The organism is Peribacillus frigoritolerans (assembly GCF_030676415.1).
Lineage (GTDB): Bacteria > Bacillota > Bacilli > Bacillales > DSM-1321 > Peribacillus > Peribacillus frigoritolerans_A.
In genome coordinates this window covers 15,485-32,920 of sequence record NZ_JAUUTW010000031.1, presented here as the reverse complement: position 1 = coordinate 32,920, position 17,436 = coordinate 15,485, and the positions used below count along the sequence as shown (strand labels likewise).

The following is a 17,436-nucleotide window of genomic DNA, read 5'->3' as shown; positions in this document are numbered from 1 at the left end:
AACAAATTTCGAATCCGTTATGATTATTGGACTTCATATTCTTTGATTTAGTGTTGCATGGCTGTTCCCCTTAGTTTCTCAGCTTCAATTACACGTCAACCTTTATCATATAGGAGTTCAAGTGAGATACCCCTTCTTAATGCGGTTTGTTCCATTAATCTAATTTCATATTACATTTCATCGGACAATATTCCTTTTTCAATGTTCTTACTTATTCCTCCTAATTAGAACAAAAAATGGTATAAATTGAAAGTTTTTTTGTAATTAAAAACATAATTGGGGTTGCGTAAGTTAAAGCGAATTTTACAACGTTAAGTAAGTTTTTAGTGGTCTCAATGAATCTGCGGAAAGTTCAACATGTTAATAATATGTCCATAAAAATTGATAGCTCACAGTATGAATACACTACGCTTATTGAACTCCTTCTTTTTGTCTTATGGAATGATCCCATTTGAAATACCTTGATTCTTTAACCGAGGCTGATAATCTGATCCAATACCATTACCTCGACCTTCCTTATGCAAAGTGACAATAAAGTCGCTAAATTTTAACCGCAATCGCATTCCCTAATCCAAAGAAAGTTAAACCAAGAAAAAAATAAAATACCTTAATAGCCGAAATGCCATCTCTTCACCTCTATATACTATATTTCCACCTACTTTAGATAAAGAAGGTTAAAAATTAACCAATTAAACTGATATTCCGCAACGAAGGAGAAAATAAAAATAGAAATAGGGCAATATATAGCTAACGACTAAAATGTTAGGGGAAAAGTGATGGAGAACGCTAAGATATCTTCTTATCAATTATTCATTTTAATTTTAATTTTTGTTATAGGAACTACAGTAATATTCCCATTAGCATCGGATGCAAAACAAGCTGCTTGGATTTCCATTTTACTTGGGATGTTTTGTGGCTTACCTTTACTTATTATCTACTGTTATCTTAATCGAATATATCCTGACTTATTACTAACAGAATATTGTAAAAAAATCCTTGGAAAATATATTGGGTCTATTATAGGTATTTTTTATATCCTATTTTTTCTGTATGGTGCTTCACGAGATCTGAGGGATATAATGGAATTAGCCCCTTTATTTTTAGAAGGAACTCCTATTTCGGCTATTGGAATTATTTTCATGTTACCTATACTTTATGGTTTATTTTTAGGAATAGAAGTAATAAGTAGAACAGGTGAGGCTTTCTTTTTGTATCTAGTAATCACCGGAGTTTTAATGATAATCTTTCTGTTGTTTTCAGATGCCGTTAAATTTGAAAACTTACTTCCAGTTCTTGAACCAGGGTGGGACACGATTATCCATACTACTATTAATGAACCATGGATGGCCCCATTTGGAGAGATCATTTGTTTTACGATGATATTTGCCTATTTAAAAAAACCAAAGTCACAAATAAAAGTTGGAATGGCAGGAGTTATATCCGGTGGGTTAGCTCTAGTTTTCATACATTTACTTACAATATCGGTTTTGGGGGAATTTACAAGAAATCAATCTATAGCACCCCTTTTGAAAATGGTTCAAAAAATTAATATAGCTGATTTTATAGAAAGAGTGGACCCATTATTTTTAATTTGGTTGGTTGTAAATGATTTTTTTAAAGTCCTTATTTTTATGTATGCGGCTGTTATAGGTGGAGCAACTATTTTTAAACGATCTAAAAACATCTTAATTATTCCATTTGGACTTATCACTTTTTTTACCTCAATCTTCTTTGCTGAAAGTTATACATCACATATGGCTCAAAGTGATATCGTACTTAAATATGTTTATCCGATATTTTCGGTATATATACCTTTACTATTGTGTATTGTATGTTTTGTTCGTCAAAAAATAAATAAAATAGGATAAGTAACTTTCTTAAAACAACTATCAATCAATTTTTGATAAAGGCTGTTAAAAATAAGAATCCAATTAACCCTTGATAAGCAAATCTAGAAATTTACATGATTGAAGTAATAGAATTTTGAAAATTTTGAATGGCTAAAACTGCTTCTGAATCAGTTGCTTTAAATAAAGTTTGATCAAAAACACCTCATAAACCAGCATTTTACGATAAATAAAAAGAATCCATTTTGAAAAAAATTTGATCAAAATGGATTCTATATCGATCAAATTTAAGTTTCGTTTTTATAAAAAAAGTTTGGTCATTTTCTTTCTGTGTTGTTTCACAAACGCGCCTGATTGCGAAAGATCGATCAATGAAAAGTAGGTATAAAATTTAAAAGTCACTTTCAATTAAAGACACGTGAAGATATGCCTCTATCTAAAAAAATTTTTGATAGCTTCAAGACCTATATTATGACTACAATCTTCACAACAAAACCTACCTTTCCTATTTTCTTTAAATTGTTTATATTTCATCGTTCCTTCGTTTACTCCAACTAACCTCCTAGTAAATCATTCCATCCCCTCAGTCAATGCGTCACTTTTGAATTGAACGAGTTCTTGAATATAGTCTTTAACGTTTAAATCAGGAGTTCTCATCAATTCGAGGCTAAATCCATCAATGGCATGCCGGTATTAAGCAGGTCATTATAGTATTACCAAATTCACGGACATCAGCTAAGTAATCAAATCCATTAGGAGAACCAAAACTATTAAACGCACGTACTGCCACAAGATTATGTTGAGGTATAACCAAAAGAGTTACTCCTGTATAGCCTAAAATTTGAAAGGATCCTTTAGATACAAGTTCACCAATTTCTGATTTTCTTGCAGGTAAATCTTTTACGAACCATAAATATCCGTTTTGGGGAAGTTCCACATCTAATGAATGTGGGCTTTGAACGGTTGTAGCAATATCTATAATTTCATTTGATACGATTTGTTTTCCATTTACATTTCCCTTTTTAAGATGAAAGTACCCCCATTTAGCCAACTCTCTTGATGATACATACATATTCATCTTAGTGCCGTCTGTACTCTTACTTGTAGTCCAATTTGGGTCATTAGGCTTCCGTATTACAGCAACAAGTTTTTCATTTACTTCTCCATACCAGCCAGTCTCCGTAAAATTCAGAGGTTTAAATACGTTATTAGCAACTATTTCGGCAACCGATTTACCAGTTGCATTTTTAACGATTTGCGTCAACATATCAATTCCGACACCTCTATATGACCAATTAATTCCAGGTGAAAATTCCCGATGTATCTCTCCATTAATACTCTTTAAACCATGCGTATGTGTTAGTAGGTGTCTTATTGTTGTCCCATTAAATATTGGCATACTATTCGGTGGAAAATATTTTACTATTAAATCATCTATTGAGTCTATGTATCCTTCATAAACCGCATAGGCAACTGCAAAGCCTATGTAACTTTTTCTAACTGATGCAACATGAAATTGGGTATCCTTTTGGATTTCCCTAAAATCAGGAGCCTTAGAATGTTTACCCCAATATTCCTCTGTAACAATAGTATCATTATGAATTATAAAAACAGATGCACCTGAACAGTCAACTAATTCAGATGTCTTTCTAACATTTGATACAACTGAATTAAACTGTGTGTTTATCTTTTTATTAATTATCATTTTTTCACTACTTTCCTTTACTAATCTTTTCGATACAGTAAAGAATAATTCCTTGTTTCTTATTAAATAACTGCCCCTTTTATTTAGTAACGCGTCTTTTTCGTGTATTGGGCTATATAATGAAATAACTCCTTATTCACTTTATTGAAACTTGAAATAATTGTTATTATGACTAACAGGGGTCCTGACGCATCATCGTAAAAACAGCTTGAGGGCGATAGGGTAATACCAGTGTCTGTTTCCAAGGGAGAAAAGGACGGAATGGCCATCAGAATGAAAGGAAGACTCATGTTTTCTTCATGCACAAGAGAGTTTGGTAGCTATACCCGTGGTGATGAAGGATCAGACTCTGACTTGTATTGAATCATTTATAGACATTATAAAAGGGGTGTATCTTCTTTGAAAGTTCTTGAAACAAATCGATTAATACTTCGTTGGATATCACCTGATGATGCGGAGTTTATACTTGAGCTTTTGAATGAGCCTTCATGGATCCAGTTTATCGGGGATAAGGGTGTGAGAACCCTCGAAGATGCGCGAAATTATATTTTGAATGGCCCCGTTGAAATGTATAATCGATTGGGCTTCGGTCTATATTTGACCGAATTGAAAGAGGAAGGTATTCCTATTGGAATCTGCGGTCTGATAAAAAGGGACACCTTGGAAGATGTGGATATTGGATTTGCCTTTCTTCCCAGGTTTTGGGCGAAAGGATATGCCTATGAGTCAGCCTCAGCAGTAATGGCGCATGGAAAAAACGTTTTAGGTCTTAATCGCATTATGGCTATAACTTCTCCAAACAATCACAGTTCTGCTAAACTACTTGAAAAGCTGGGGTTGCATTTTGAACGAATGATTAAGTTTTCTAATGAGTCTCAAGAGCTTCGGTTGTTTGCAAATGAAATCTAACTATCCTTTGAATCCAATAAGAAGGAGTGCAAAGTCAGTTGATAAAAGTTAAGGTTGGTTTACGGCCCATTGCAAGTAAGATAAATTTACCTACTGTTTTGAAAACAACCATACTTCCAGGTGACTCCATTGAAAGATTATTTATTGCAACCCAGGTAGGAGAGATCTTTTACATAGGAAACGGAGTTATAAGGACTTTTTTAGATATTCGCCCGCGAATCCTGAAACTAGGTGTTCCTGGTGGCGGATATGATGAACGGGGATTGCTAGGGCTAGCGTTTCATCCCGAATTTCATTATAACGGTCTGTTTTATCTTCATTATTCAGTAGCTGGAACACAAGGACCAGGTGCTCTTCCTGAATCTTTTAAGCCTGACCCGTGTGATCCCAGAACTTTAAACCTAAGGTGGATAAATAGAGAAACTCAATATGATCATATTGATACGATTGAAGAATGGATTTTACAATTGAATGGTCAACCCCAAAAGCGACGGACATTACTTAACTTAAGAAGACCATTTTCAAATCATAATGGGGTCAATAGTTTAAACTTTTCACCTGAAACAGGAAAACTTGTTTTAACAACCGGAGATGGTGGATCAGGCTATGATCCATTTAACTTAAGCCAGGACGATATGGAAATCGCTGGTAAAATAATTGAAATTGATGTAGGTAAGAATATATACATCAATAATCCACCCATTGTCACACGTTTTAATGAACTTCCCACAACCATTCAGGAAACGCTCATGGTAATGGCCAAAGGGGTTCGCAATATACCAGGCATTTCATTTCAAAGGTTTTATAATCAGTATATTAAATATGCGGGAAATGTCGGCCAGGATTTGGTCGAGTCGATTTTTTCATTCGTTCATTATAAACCAATACCGGTTACTCAGCTTATTCAAGCTTCTTTCATGAATTCTGAACCTGGCAAAGAAGGATTTATTAACTTTGGCTGGCGAGGTTGGGAAGGTGCTTTTCCTGCTTCGATTATAAGGGGCTGCACTGAAAATCCGGCTTTGGATGAGAAAACAATTGCTTATTACAATGAAGCAGTAACACTTTCAGGTAGTCGTCTTCAGCCTTTAACTAGTTATTTTCATAAAGATACCAGACCCGATATGTTTGCAGGAACTGCACTTACAGGAGTGCAAGCCTATATGGGGGAAAGTATCCCTGGTTTAACGGGAAGCGTTGTGTTTACCGATCTTGCCCGGAAAGAATCTCAACCTCAGGTTCGAGGGGCTTTAGCTTATACCATCGTAAGACCAAATGGTGAGCAAAATGATTTTAGTGTGATACAAACCGATTATGATTTTGGGTCTCAATCAGCCTATTATGTTAGTTTGGGAACGAATCTGAATCAAACCATATTATATTTAGCGGTTTATGGCTCCATGAAAGTGACTGATTTTAACCAAGGCACTGTTTTTGAAATAATTCCATGAATCATAACTATAAAATTCTACTTAATCTTGATAAATCTCTTACACGGATTTAATGAATCGAAATTAAAACCAAGTGATGGAGAATCACTAAATTATAATCATTTTTAATCTTTTAAAAATGATTAAAGCAATTTCAACCCATAACCAGCTATAAATGAAAGCCAATAAAAAGCCAGTTGTAAGAAATGAAAAGGAAACAGAGACGGCTGGACCTAAAACCGGAAAGTGAAAAATAAATATTAGACTCATAATTCCTAACATTAAAAAAATTGCACCAGTAGCAATAATACTTAATCTCTTCCTTAAAAAGGAAAAAGATGCCCCTATGCCAAGTCCTAATAATCCTGTTGTAAAAGGAAATACAATCAGTTCAGTTGGCTGCAGGATGAATAACAACATAATTGTCAGAAGGTAGGTCATCACTCCAAATGGAATGGAAAACATCGAACATAACAGAATAGGTGCAGTGGCTAGCGGACTTAAAAAATATCCTATACCTGGTAAAAAGCCAGCAACAGCCTGTAGAATAGCAGCAATACAGGCAAAAATAGACCCTAAAATGAGCTTCATCGTTTTTTTATGTTTATTGAATATTATTTGAGATAAACGAACCTCATCAGAAATAGGTTTAAAAAAATACACCTTTCCACCTCATTATAAATGGTTTGTACGTTATGATACATTGTATTACCATTTATTAGAGGTGGAACAATTATTAATAATCCAAACATCAATATCCTATGTAATGAAAAATAATCTTAATAAAAAATCTCTCTTAAACTTAATCGATAATACAAAAGAGAGAACATCCGTTCACTGATGAAGGTTAGCTATTATGATGATGTCTGGGTAATAAAAAATAATTTCCTTTGCCCATAAAAAAACAAGGCCTTATTTGGCCCTGCTTCTTATTTGACTATTACTTCTCCAACCATTCCTTCCTGGAAATGGTACCGACATATCAGTTCATAAGTACCGGGCTGTTTCGGTTGCACGGTAATGGTCTTTTCTTTACCTGGCTGGACCTCGGCGTCAATTCCGAGCTTTTCCACTGTGAAGGTGTGCTCTTTCTTACCTTTGTTTATCAATATCAACTTTGTGGCTGTTCCATTAGGAATAGTGATGACTTCCGGATTAAAGGAATCATCGTTCAACTCGACCTCAATCGATTTCACCGTCTCCATAGGCTGAGTTACAACACCGGATTCGGCAAATACGCCGGGTGAGCCTAGAATTGTCACAACTACAACCATTGCAAGCATAACGACCAATCCTGTTACCCACTTTTTCACAAACATTCGCAATCCCTCCTTCCCTAGCACTATTTTTTTCTAATTCATAAAATATTATTACTATTAATTTGGTTTCAACGTGTTTCAAATAGTATTTTTATCTGAAACAGTGAAAAGAAAAAGATCGACTCTAATGACGATCTTCCGGAATCTATTCTCATGCAACTCTACTGTCTGTTACTTTAGGTACATTATTACAATCTTATTTATTAAAATAAATACCCAAGTCTAACTCCATTATCTAGACCGTTTGCTGAATAACATGACTGTCATGTTAATACATACCATTACCAAAAACAAGACGGATCTAATCTTAGCTACGCATCTGTTAGTTCATTAAGACATACGAATTATTGTCCATCCTATTACCATAAAATGCTTTATATGCGTATATGTAAACCTAAAAGGTCATAATTATCACTCCCGATAATTATGACCTTTTAAGTAACGGCAAAGAGAGGGTACCCCAAGAGAGTGACCTCAATATTATGTGAGGCTCTGACCCTTTGAAATAGCCTCTCATTCTTAAACAGTTTTACTTAGTTTCAGTTTCACTTTTGCCCATATCTTCAGCTAATTGTTCAAATGATTTGACCTTACCATGTGGATTCTGCGATTGTTTACGATCTTTCCATTGGCGTTCTTGTTGTGACTTAGATTGAGTCATCTAAATAAGCTCCTTTACATAAAGTTCAGTAAACAGTTTAAGCATGATAAGCCTCCACCCTTGGTACTCAGTGCAGGCATCACTTATTATCATAAGTTCGAGTCTGGCAAGCATTAATTAATGCATGCCTTTCCACTCACCTTGATTTTTAGATGCTTTTTCTTTTTTTGCTTTATTTTTATGTGCTTGATTAGCGTTTGCACTGCCAAATTCTTTAGAGAATTCTGAATCGGTTTTGCTTGAATCAAATCCTTGTTTGTTCTTTTGGTCTGCATCATTTTTCTTTGTTCGTTTTGCCATGGATACCCCTCCTTCTTATCTTTAGTATGAGATCAGAAAGAAGAAATATACCCGAATTAAAACCGATCGTAACATGAATCTGTCATGTAATTCGAGTAAAAAACAAAGTGAATAATAAGTTCCAGTCCGGTTATTTTATAATTTATATACCTAAAATGTTGCCGTTTCTTTACATAAGAAGTTTGAAATTAACTTAACACCAGAGGATTTTTACGAAACAATGGATTCCTTAATGCTGGAATTAATTCACAAAGAAAAATTCATTGACTAGTTGCATTAAAAAAGGCTGCCTTAAAGGCAGCTCCGATCTTCAGCTAACGCACCTGTTAGCAGAAGAACAACAACTATAAATACCTCGCTTTAAGAAAGATTCCAGGGATCAAAAAAACCAGCTAAAGAGAGTGTAAATTCCGATTAATGTAAAGAAAATGATTAATATTAATATCGTGATACACCCAATAGTAAATAACTTATCCTTCAATGTCTCATCAGGTTCTTCTATCAATTTTTCTTTAACTTTATTTTGTATAGGAGAAATTGCTTGATCTTGCAGTCTTTTTATAATTTCACTATCTCCTTTAAATTTTAGAACTCTTGCTATTTTAATAGGATCGTTACCCATAGAATTTTCGAACTGAATACACGCATCCACCATTTCAGGTGTCTTATTCTTTTCTAGATACCAATAACGACCGGCCATCGAGGGATATTTTAATCCAAAATAAATGTCCCCCAATTTTCTGCGAAGTTCTAACTCATTAGGATAGGTTGAAATTAACCCGTGTAGTCTATCCCTTGCTTTCCCTAAATCATTATTTTTTATGTCCTCTTCTATCTTCTTTATAGTTTTAACAGGTATTTTTTCTATAAATACTCCTCCTTCTTCTTATTATTTACAGTCGAAATAATTCTAGAAGGGCTGAGGGTTATTGCTCAGACTTCTCATCAGCAGATCTTCGTTTATGCTTTTCATTAATTATTTTTTTGTTAAGTATCCTAACTTCACCAACCATTAGCAACCTCATATCCTCTACGATATACTTAGCTAACGCTTCGTCCTGAATGTCATCTCCATCAATATCAAGACGAAATTCCTGCCCTTGAATTCCACCGCCATTAGTAAACTCGATTTCGAAGTCGAATTGAACTCTTTTATCCATTTTGAGCCCACCTTATGTTAGTTTTGGATTGATAATTATATACATATTCTAGTTGAATGAAACAATAACCTTTCTGAGCTATCCCACCCCGTTAGTTGCATAAAGAAAAAACTGCCTTAAAGACAGTCTTGATCTAAGCTAACGCACCTGATATTTCAGCAAGGTCTAAATAATAAGTTACTAAAGACAAGAATTATTTTTTAAATAAATAATACGTATTTTTCCTAAACTTGCGCATATTAAAAATAATAACATTGAAAGCGAGATGGATACGTATTGTCTAAACAAGGGATGCAAAACAAGGATCAAACGAGAAAGCAAATCGAGAAACAGGATAAAAGAAATGATGTTGAACTAGGTAATGAATTTCAAATTGGAAACACAAGTTCACAGAGCTCCAAAAAAAGTGGACGTCAAGTAAATAAAAAATAACCTCGATCATTCGGGGTTATTTTTTTCTATTTTGTAAAAACACCATTTTCTGAAACCAACCTGTCCCTTTAGTTGCAATAAGAAAAAGCTACCTTAAAAGACAGCTCTGATCTTTAGTTTAACAAGAGACATAACTATCGTAGATATCCTCCATTATTAATATCGAATGTTGCGCCTGTATAATGCTTGGCTCTATTTGATAATAAGAAGACAACTGTATCAGCCACATCTTCAGGGAGGACAGGGGTATTGATGAGTTGGTGACTTAAATACTCCTCTTTTCTCCAATCAGGTATTGTACCCATCATGGGAGTATTAACCATCGAAGGAGCAACAGCATTAACTCTGATGTATGGTGAGAAATTCATTGCACAGCTTTTAGTTAAACCTAATATGGCAGCTTTTGATAACCCATAAATTGCATCTGAACTGCCCTCCATTCCTGCCACTGAAGACATATTAACGATAACTCCCTTACGTTGGCTTTGGAACAATTTTTTACCGAACATTTGTGAGAGATAAATAAACCCCTTAACGTTTATATCTAGGACTTTACCAATTTCATCTACTTGATAATCCAGTATATTTTTCGCCAAATAAATCCCGGCATTATTAACTAAACCATCTACATCAGCATGTTCTGCTTCAACATATACAAAAAAGTTAACGACCTCTTCATGGTTACTTACATCTAACTTATATGTATTTAGAATATAGCGATCATCCATTGACCTTTTTAATTCATATAAGGAATGTTCATTAATATCGCATGCAATTACTGAAGCTCCCTCATGTAAGCATTGTTTGACAATTTCTTTTCCTATTCCAGAAGCAGCGCCTGTTACGATTACTTTTCTATTTTTGAGCACTTATTAAAGCTCCTCTCTCCCTATCTATTATTACTCTAAATACCTAAATAGTATCATGAACATATCCCTTGTTGAACTATCCTCCCTTAATAAACAAAACACAATCTCACGATTGCTCTAGAATTTATCATTAACCATTATCTATATAAGATCAGCATTACTCCTCAAGGATAGGGATGTACCGAAAAAAGTGTATGCTAACACTAGCAAACCATAGGAAAAAATTGGTTTAAGCAATGTTATGATCGCACTTTAGGATGTCACATGTCGCATGGAGGTCAACCCTCCCGTGTCTCACAGAGTCGATGCTCCTACATTCCTTCATTCAACCATTCCGTGAGGTGGATGTCGGTCATGCTGCCCCTCAGGATCTAAGTCCTCACGTTAGTTGCTTTGCCGTCTAATCCGTGCTTCACTTTTAAATGAGTGTTAATTAAATGACCGTTTAACCTTAAAATCCGATGAACTATGCGACTGTTTGATGTACCACAAATGTTGCCATATGAGGGATATCCTTTAACATCTTGGCTTCTTGAAACGTAAATTGTTTTTAACCGATTGAAAAAAGAATTCGAATAAGCTTGTTACACAAGGCTATCAGAGATTGCATTTTCTTTAATGGATTCTGAGAACCTTTTTTGTAATATATATGGAGAGCAAAAGCCTTGTTATTTGCCACCGGTATCATGGCTGCCCGGAATAAGAGAGCCCTCAATTTCTTTCCTCCCCGTTTGGTAATCTTGGTCTGGCCCTTGTGTTTTCTTTTAAACTCAATACACAAATTTCGTATAATCACTTAAGATACATTGAACTCTCTTATAATTGTCATACTTTATAAGATTGTACTTATAGCAGTATACTCTGCACCCACTAATTTAGCCCATAAAGCTCGATGATTTCCATCACTCGATACATAATATTCATCAAACTCATCGTAGTAACTTAAGTCCACTGCAGGGAAAGAGCCACTTATAAAACCCTTTCTAAATTCGTTTAAATTCGTGGCTACTAGTTATTTTTGATTGTACTCCAAACGGTTATAAAACATTTTCCCGTAACGTTCGAATCTTCCAATAGACTGAAAAAAAGCCTTCCTCATAAGGAAAGCTGCATCTTGGTAAAATAACGATAAACTGTTAGACAACCTTTTCGTAAACTTTCATTTTAGTTTATTGAAAGATGAAACTCTGTAGGCCGTTAGAAAAGGTGTTTGTATACAATTAGACACTGAATACACAATGTTAATTTCTTTTTCTTTTTTGATTTCACTTGCCGTTTTGTTCTTTTTTTCAATCTCTGTCCATTTCATTAATATTGATTCAACTGGTTGATTGTTACGAAATTTTATCAATTGCTTGTCCAGCTATATCAATGAATTCGCTGGGCTCTTTTTTAGTTTTTGCAACTATTAGCCCAATCAAAAAGCCCACTAACCCTGTGGTAATCCATCCAACGCCATGCTCGAATAATGGAATGAATCCAAATGTATTGTTAATTGCATGTGTTAAGATATGAGCCTCTTTTAAAGAATCAAGCAGAGCTACCAATCCGACTCCTACTACTGTACTCACATATACAGACTGATAACCTTTAAACAAATTATTAGCAAATATTAAAGCAATCAAAGCAATTGCCAAAGGGTAAAGCAGAAGCAATATTGGGGATGCTAAGGTTAAAATTATGTTCAATCCAAAATTTGTAATAGTTAAGCCTATGATAGAAAAAACCATTAGCCATTTTTTGTAACTTAAAGACGGTATAATTCTTTCAAAGTATTCCGAAACAGCTGCTAGGCAAGCAACATTGGTAGTAATCCCTGTCAGAAAAATAACTTTTCCAATGATGTAAATCCCAAATTCACCAAAAAGAGCGATGGCACTCCCCGCTAGAACTTCCCCACCGTTTTCTTTTAAACCAATTGCATCCACACTAGTAGCACCTATCCAAGCCATTGAAACTTGTAAGGCGATTAATCCGATAATTGTTATGATCCCTGCTTTAATAAATAGCTTAGAAACTTCTTTTTCAGATTTTATACCTAATGAACTAATTGTCTTAATGAAAATACCCCCAAATCCTTTTCTGTCTTTTCGAAGTTCAGCTAATCCTCTCACCAACATAATTGCCCCCGAGATTAACATTAAATAAGGCTTAAACTGTAATTGCCAAGTTAAAAACAGGGAAATCATAGGGCTAATCGAGAGAAACAGGTTTCGACACGATGATATTCTTCTAGAAAGTTATTTTATTGGGCAGCCTTGTATATTGAAATATACAAGGCTGGAATTTATAAAGCATTGATCATTTAGAAACTGTTCTAAAATCTATCTTGTAAACTTTTTTGGGACGGCCTCTAAGTTTTTCCTGTTTTCTGTACGAAATATGGGCAACCCCTTTATCCTCCAGATTATTTAAAATCCGGTTAGCCTGACGTAATGTAAGCCTCAGATGATAAGCCAAATCTTCGGCGGTTAGTTCATTTGTCTGGAGTTTGGAAATTACAGCTATGATTTTTTGGATACGAAGAATGGAAACATCTAATGTTTCACTCAGTTTTTCCAATTGAGGATCTACTGTATTCATAATATGGAGACAAGTATCATCTCCCAGTGGGCCAACTACCTCTTCATTTGCAGTAATTGCATAAGTACATGGAAAATCATGTGATTCAGCTTGTTTATTTGCCGTTTGGGCAGATGTCTTAGCTTGATAGAGTGTCGTTCCGATTCCCCACCCTATATTTACCTGAAAGGGAAGCACTTCGTTCAGATACTGTAAAACAAAACATCTAGTATATTCTTTCGTTAATCTTCTAAGGTCAGCCTGAGATGTAATAATCTCAAAACTTGCATGCTTTTTCTGAATGACGGATAAAGCATTTTCTTTTTCGTTAAATTCCAAAAGCGCTTTATGGAGCAGAATCTGTTTAAATTCAAGGTCAGACATATCTTCTTGACCTTTAATTGTAACCACCCCAATTGCCCATTGGTTCTCTAATAAATTAGATATTTGCAATTCATTAATTATGTGTTTGATTTGTTCTAAAATTGATTCTTTGGAAGGAAAGATGAAGATATTTGGAATGCCAGCTTGATTTAGGAGACCCACAATATTACTTATTCGAGTAATTACTAAATCAATCTTTCCTTGCTGCCATAATGACAAATATTGTTGAAACGCTTTTTCGTAAATAGCTTCTGAATATTCCAATTGCAAGCAAAAAGGAAATTCATCTTCCTTTAATACTTCTTTAAGCCCCATATTATTGTTTTCTTTACTAAGTAAATCCATACAAACCCGAGCAAAGTTTAAATTTTCATTAGAATTACTAATGGTAAATAAGCGTTTATAAAAATCTCCTTCCGGAATGTCCAAAAAATAAACAGGAGTTTGAAAAACGGTATATTCTTGCTGCAAAATTGTAAAACCTAATGCTCCACTAAAAAGAATTCCATCAAAAAACAAATGATTGCGCTCATACAGCTCTTTGATCTCGCTAATTTGACGATAAGGTAAAAACGTTAATTCACATTGATCTTGAATATGCGGTTCAATCCTTTTAATTTCACTGATAGAATGGGGCGCGGTGATTACACCGATTTTAATCATAATAATTTTCGTTCCCTTCTCCGACCGTAAGTTCGCACTTTTATTATACTCGCTTGCTTGCTTTTCACCAAGCAATCAAATTTTCTAGCGATTACCATTTTGAATTTTCTTGTTATTTTGAAAATGGATTGCTATAATTAATTTAAAGACATGTCTTAAATAGGTCCAAAAATCATTTTCTTCTGATTAATAAATCTAATGAAAGAGGAACCTATTAATAAAAGAATTGAAAGGGGAACACATATGAATGAAAACGTATACAAAACCAAAACAAAAACCACAGTATTAACTCTTCTATTTTTAACTTGGGTTGTCAATTATTTAGACAAAAACTCTATGAGTGTAGCCATTATCGCCATTTCTAAGGAATTTAGTTTAACTCCTACTCAAGGCGGAATGGTCATTAGTAGCTTCTTTCTTGCTTACGCCATTATGCAATTAATTGGCGGGTGGCTGACCGATAAATACGGTTCAAAAAAAGTCATTCTTATTTCATTATTGGTTTGGTCCGTCTTTACTATTTTTACCGGATTTGCCTGGTCATTTCTTTCATTAATCATAATTCGCTTCTTATTTGGAATTGGTGAAGGAAGTTTTCCGTCAGCCAGTTCTGTAGCCTTGGCGGAAAATTTCCCTAAAGAACAACGTGGACGAGCAAAAGGACTATTATCAGCCTCTACTCAAATCGGTTCCATAATCTCTGTCCTTCTTGCTGCTTTACTAATTGAAAGTATAGGCTGGAACGTTATGTTCTTCATTTTTGGGGCTCTCGGGTTTATTTTTCTTCTCTTGCTTTGGAAGTATCTACCTGAAAGAGCACAACAAAATGGAACAACTGAAAAACAAAAAGTATCTTATTTAAAGGTCTTGAAAAACCCTACAGCCTGGAAGCTGACGCTTATTTATTTTGGTATGAGCATGGTGAACTGGGGATTAAACTCATGGCTGCCTTCTTATTGGGTGAACGTTCGTGGGCTCGAACTTGTCAAAACAGGATTCATTTCCATGCTACCGGTCGCGTGTTCTCTTATCGGGATTATTATCAGCTCGTGGGCATTGGATAAAATAGCTGCAGGAAAAGAAAAGTTTATCATTATCACCGGTGCGGTCGTTGGAATTATCTCACTTTCCTTAACGATGAGTGCATCAACAGTAGCATCTGCACTTACATTCCTTTGTTTTGCCTATTTTGGAGTAGGTCTCCTTTCTGTTGTCCTGGCCATTCCGTTGAAATATTTCCCCCAAAATTCAATGGGTACGACAGTTGGAATCATGTATTTTGGAGGGCAAATGGCCGGTACGATCGCCCCTACCGTTATGGGATATATGATCACTCTATTTAATGGATCTTACACAGGAGCTTTTACTTTATTAATAGGTTCCCTCTTCATTCCGATCATAGCGAGTCTTTTTTTAAAATTAAATACAACTAAACAAGAAGCAGGGAGCGAAGTAGCTTGAATGACATTCAAAAAATTGGAGATTTAATTGAACATAAAAGAGATAAATGGATCGAAATTAGTAATCAAATTTGGGAATATGCAGAAACACGTTTTGAAGAGGTCCACTCCGCTGATCTCCTTTGTCAAGCCCTTGAATCGGAAGGATTTTCAGTTGAAAAAGGCCTTGCCGATATACCTACAGCTTTTGTTGGTAGCTTTGGTACTGGAAATCCGGTTGTGGCTATTCTTGGTGAATATGATGCCCTTTCCGGACTGAGTCAAAAAAGCGGTGTTTCTATTGTGGACCCTGTTGAATCAGGTGGGAATGGACATGGCTGTGGACATAATCTTCTTGGAACTGGATCTCTTTCTGCCGCGGTCGCTCTTAAAGATTTGATGGAACAGGAAGGGTTGCAAGGAACAGTTAGATATTACGGCTGTCCTGCAGAAGAAGGCGGTTCGGGAAAAACATATATGACACGTGCGGGTTGTTTCGATGACGTAGACTTTGCTTTATGTTGGCACCCTTGGACAACCAATACGATTTTACCAGGAAATTCATTAGCTAATTACCAAATTTACTACAAATTCAAAGGGAAAAGTGCCCACGCTGCCGCTCAACCGCATTTGGGAAGAAGCGCACTTGATGCCGTTGAGTTGATGAATGTGGGTGTGAATTACTTACGTGAGCATATCATTTCAGAAGCAAGAGTTCATTATGCAATCACGAACACAGGAGGGTTTTCCCCAAATGTGGTTCAAGCGGAAGCGGAAGTGCTTTATTTAATCCGCGCTCCTAAAACAGCGCAAGTTCAAGAAATATACGAAAGAGTTTGCAATATTGCCAGGGGAGCAGCACTTATGACAGAAACTGAAGTAGAAATTGTTTTTGATAAAGCCTGCTCCAACCTGGTTCCTAATTCGACTCTTAACGCTATAATGGCTGAAGTGTTAAGTGAAATCGGTGCTCCGACTTATAATAAAGAGGAAATTCATTTTGCAGAACAGCTTCATGCCACTTTAGCTGAGGAAGATAAGGCCAATGAAATCAACAAGTTACCGAAAGAGGTAGCCGGGTATTTAAAGGATAGAGCGATTTCCGATATTATTAACCCCTACTCTGATAATTTAGCCGATATTCCCCTTGGAGGCTCGACAGATGTTGGGGATGTAAGCTGGAACGTACCGACAGCCCAAATTGGCACGGCATGCTGGGTATTAGGGACACCTGCACACACTTGGCAAGTTGTAACCATCGGTGCTACATCCATTGCTCATAAAGGGATGCTTCAAGCAGGAAAAGTTTTAGCAGGTACGGCGCTTGAAGTGATGAAAAATCCAGAACTTCTTGAGAAATGTAAACATGAACTGAAAGAAAGATTAGGCGATGACGCTTATCAGTGTCCCATTCCTAAAGAAGTTGTGCCTGCAAGTTAGCAAGACTTATGATTTTGTTTTATACTCTTTTCAAGAGTTTCTTATTCCACAAAGCACGGCCATATACAAAGCGTGTCTGAACCTGCTTGAGCGCCGTTTAGTAATGTGATTTATTGTAGGTGTAAATTCACCTGATGAATGACACTTGGATATATTCCAGCGTACGCTACAAGTTTTTCAGGGTGATTAAACTGATCGGTTTCTCATTACAAAGAAATGCTCTTTAACATTAAACTATTCAATTTATAACTTGTTAAATTAACCGTCCCGTTAGTATCATAAGAAAAAGACTGCCTTATCTGCCTCCCTTAGCCGG

Annotated in this window: 15 protein-coding genes and 2 pseudogenes; 5 read left to right on the top strand and 12 right to left on the bottom strand. The window is 35.5% G+C overall.

Annotated features, from left to right (window positions below; genetic code table 11):
- Positions 1–776: 776 nt before the first annotated feature.
- Positions 777–1,868 (top strand): GerAB/ArcD/ProY family transporter, encoded by a 1,092-nt coding sequence (locus Q8G36_RS22775; protein ID WP_305161324.1) that lies wholly within the window; start codon positions 777–779, stop codon positions 1,866–1,868.
- A 655-nt stretch (positions 1,869–2,523) separates the two neighbouring features.
- Here the strand turns inward: Q8G36_RS22775 and Q8G36_RS22770 are convergent.
- Positions 2,524–3,552: a serine hydrolase domain-containing protein gene (locus Q8G36_RS22770; protein ID WP_305161325.1), complete on the bottom strand. Its 1,029-nt coding sequence runs from the start codon at positions 3,550–3,552 to the stop codon at positions 2,524–2,526.
- Positions 3,553–3,951: 399 nt separating this feature from the next.
- On the opposite strand from Q8G36_RS22770, the gene Q8G36_RS22765 reads away from it, so the two are divergent.
- Together Q8G36_RS22765 and Q8G36_RS22760 are read left to right on the top strand one after the other, a co-directional pair.
- Complete coding sequence (locus Q8G36_RS22765; RefSeq protein ID WP_305161326.1) at positions 3,952–4,461, top strand: GNAT family N-acetyltransferase; 510 nt, start codon at positions 3,952–3,954, stop codon at positions 4,459–4,461.
- Between the two features lie 38 nt (positions 4,462–4,499).
- On the top strand, positions 4,500–5,912 hold the full coding sequence (locus Q8G36_RS22760) for a PQQ-dependent sugar dehydrogenase (protein WP_305161327.1): 1,413 nt from the start codon (positions 4,500–4,502) through the stop codon (positions 5,910–5,912).
- 87 nt (positions 5,913–5,999) lie between these two features.
- On the opposite strand, the gene Q8G36_RS22755 is transcribed toward Q8G36_RS22760, so the two are convergent.
- The 10 genes and pseudogenes from Q8G36_RS22755 to Q8G36_RS22710 all read right to left on the bottom strand — a co-directional run bounded on the left by Q8G36_RS22755 (position 6,000) and on the right by Q8G36_RS22710 (position 14,241).
- Positions 6,000–6,554, bottom strand: coding sequence for a hypothetical protein (locus Q8G36_RS22755; protein ID WP_305161328.1), 555 nt, complete (start codon positions 6,552–6,554; stop codon positions 6,000–6,002).
- 266 nt (positions 6,555–6,820) lie between these two features.
- Positions 6,821–7,210: a cupredoxin domain-containing protein gene (locus Q8G36_RS22750; protein WP_305161329.1), complete on the bottom strand. Its 390-nt coding sequence runs from the start codon at positions 7,208–7,210 to the stop codon at positions 6,821–6,823.
- A 529-nt stretch (positions 7,211–7,739) separates the two neighbouring features.
- Positions 7,740–7,871, bottom strand: coding sequence for a DUF6254 family protein (locus Q8G36_RS22745; RefSeq protein WP_305161330.1), 132 nt, complete (start codon positions 7,869–7,871; stop codon positions 7,740–7,742).
- 117 nt (positions 7,872–7,988) lie between these two features.
- A complete protein-coding gene (locus Q8G36_RS22740; RefSeq protein ID WP_034310968.1) occupies positions 7,989–8,171 on the bottom strand; it encodes a hypothetical protein in 183 nt (60 codons plus the stop codon).
- A gap of 379 nt (positions 8,172–8,550) precedes the next feature.
- Entirely contained in the window at positions 8,551–9,039 is a 489-nt protein-coding gene (locus tag Q8G36_RS22735; RefSeq protein WP_305161357.1) for a DUF6584 family protein, read from the bottom strand.
- Positions 9,040–9,097: 58 nt separating this feature from the next.
- The gene (locus Q8G36_RS22730) at positions 9,098–9,331 is read right to left on the bottom strand and encodes a cyclase (protein ID WP_305161331.1); all 234 of its coding nucleotides are present in this window, start codon (positions 9,329–9,331) and stop codon (positions 9,098–9,100) included.
- 566 nt (positions 9,332–9,897) lie between these two features.
- Positions 9,898–10,632 carry an SDR family NAD(P)-dependent oxidoreductase gene (locus tag Q8G36_RS22725; protein WP_305161332.1) on the bottom strand — a complete coding sequence of 245 codons (735 nt, stop codon included), beginning with the start codon at positions 10,630–10,632 and terminating at the stop codon, positions 9,898–9,900.
- A 553-nt stretch (positions 10,633–11,185) separates the two neighbouring features.
- Positions 11,186–11,392 (bottom strand): annotated as a pseudogene (locus Q8G36_RS22720) (IS110 family transposase); the annotation flags it as partial.
- Between the two features lie 574 nt (positions 11,393–11,966).
- Complete coding sequence (locus Q8G36_RS22715; RefSeq protein WP_305161333.1) at positions 11,967–12,752, bottom strand: branched-chain amino acid transport system II carrier protein; 786 nt, start codon at positions 12,750–12,752, stop codon at positions 11,967–11,969.
- 181 nt (positions 12,753–12,933) lie between these two features.
- Positions 12,934–14,241, bottom strand: a complete 1,308-nt coding sequence (locus tag Q8G36_RS22710; protein WP_305161334.1) for a transcriptional regulator — start codon at positions 14,239–14,241, stop codon at positions 12,934–12,936.
- Positions 14,242–14,484: 243 nt separating this feature from the next.
- Here Q8G36_RS22710 and Q8G36_RS22705 point away from each other — a divergent pair, with 243 nt between their 5' ends.
- Entirely contained in the window at positions 14,485–15,702 is a 1,218-nt protein-coding gene (locus Q8G36_RS22705) for an MFS transporter (RefSeq protein ID WP_305161335.1), read from the top strand.
- Positions 15,699–17,120 carry a M20 family metallopeptidase gene (locus Q8G36_RS22700; RefSeq protein ID WP_305161336.1) on the top strand — a complete coding sequence of 474 codons (1,422 nt, stop codon included), beginning with the start codon at positions 15,699–15,701 and terminating at the stop codon, positions 17,118–17,120. Before Q8G36_RS22705 ends, Q8G36_RS22700 begins: the two co-directional genes overlap by 4 nt.
- 36 nt (positions 17,121–17,156) lie before the next feature.
- Here the strand turns inward: Q8G36_RS22700 and Q8G36_RS22695 are convergent.
- A pseudogene (locus Q8G36_RS22695) lies at positions 17,157–17,323 on the bottom strand (transposase); the annotation flags it as partial.
- Positions 17,324–17,436: the final 113 nt, after the last annotated feature.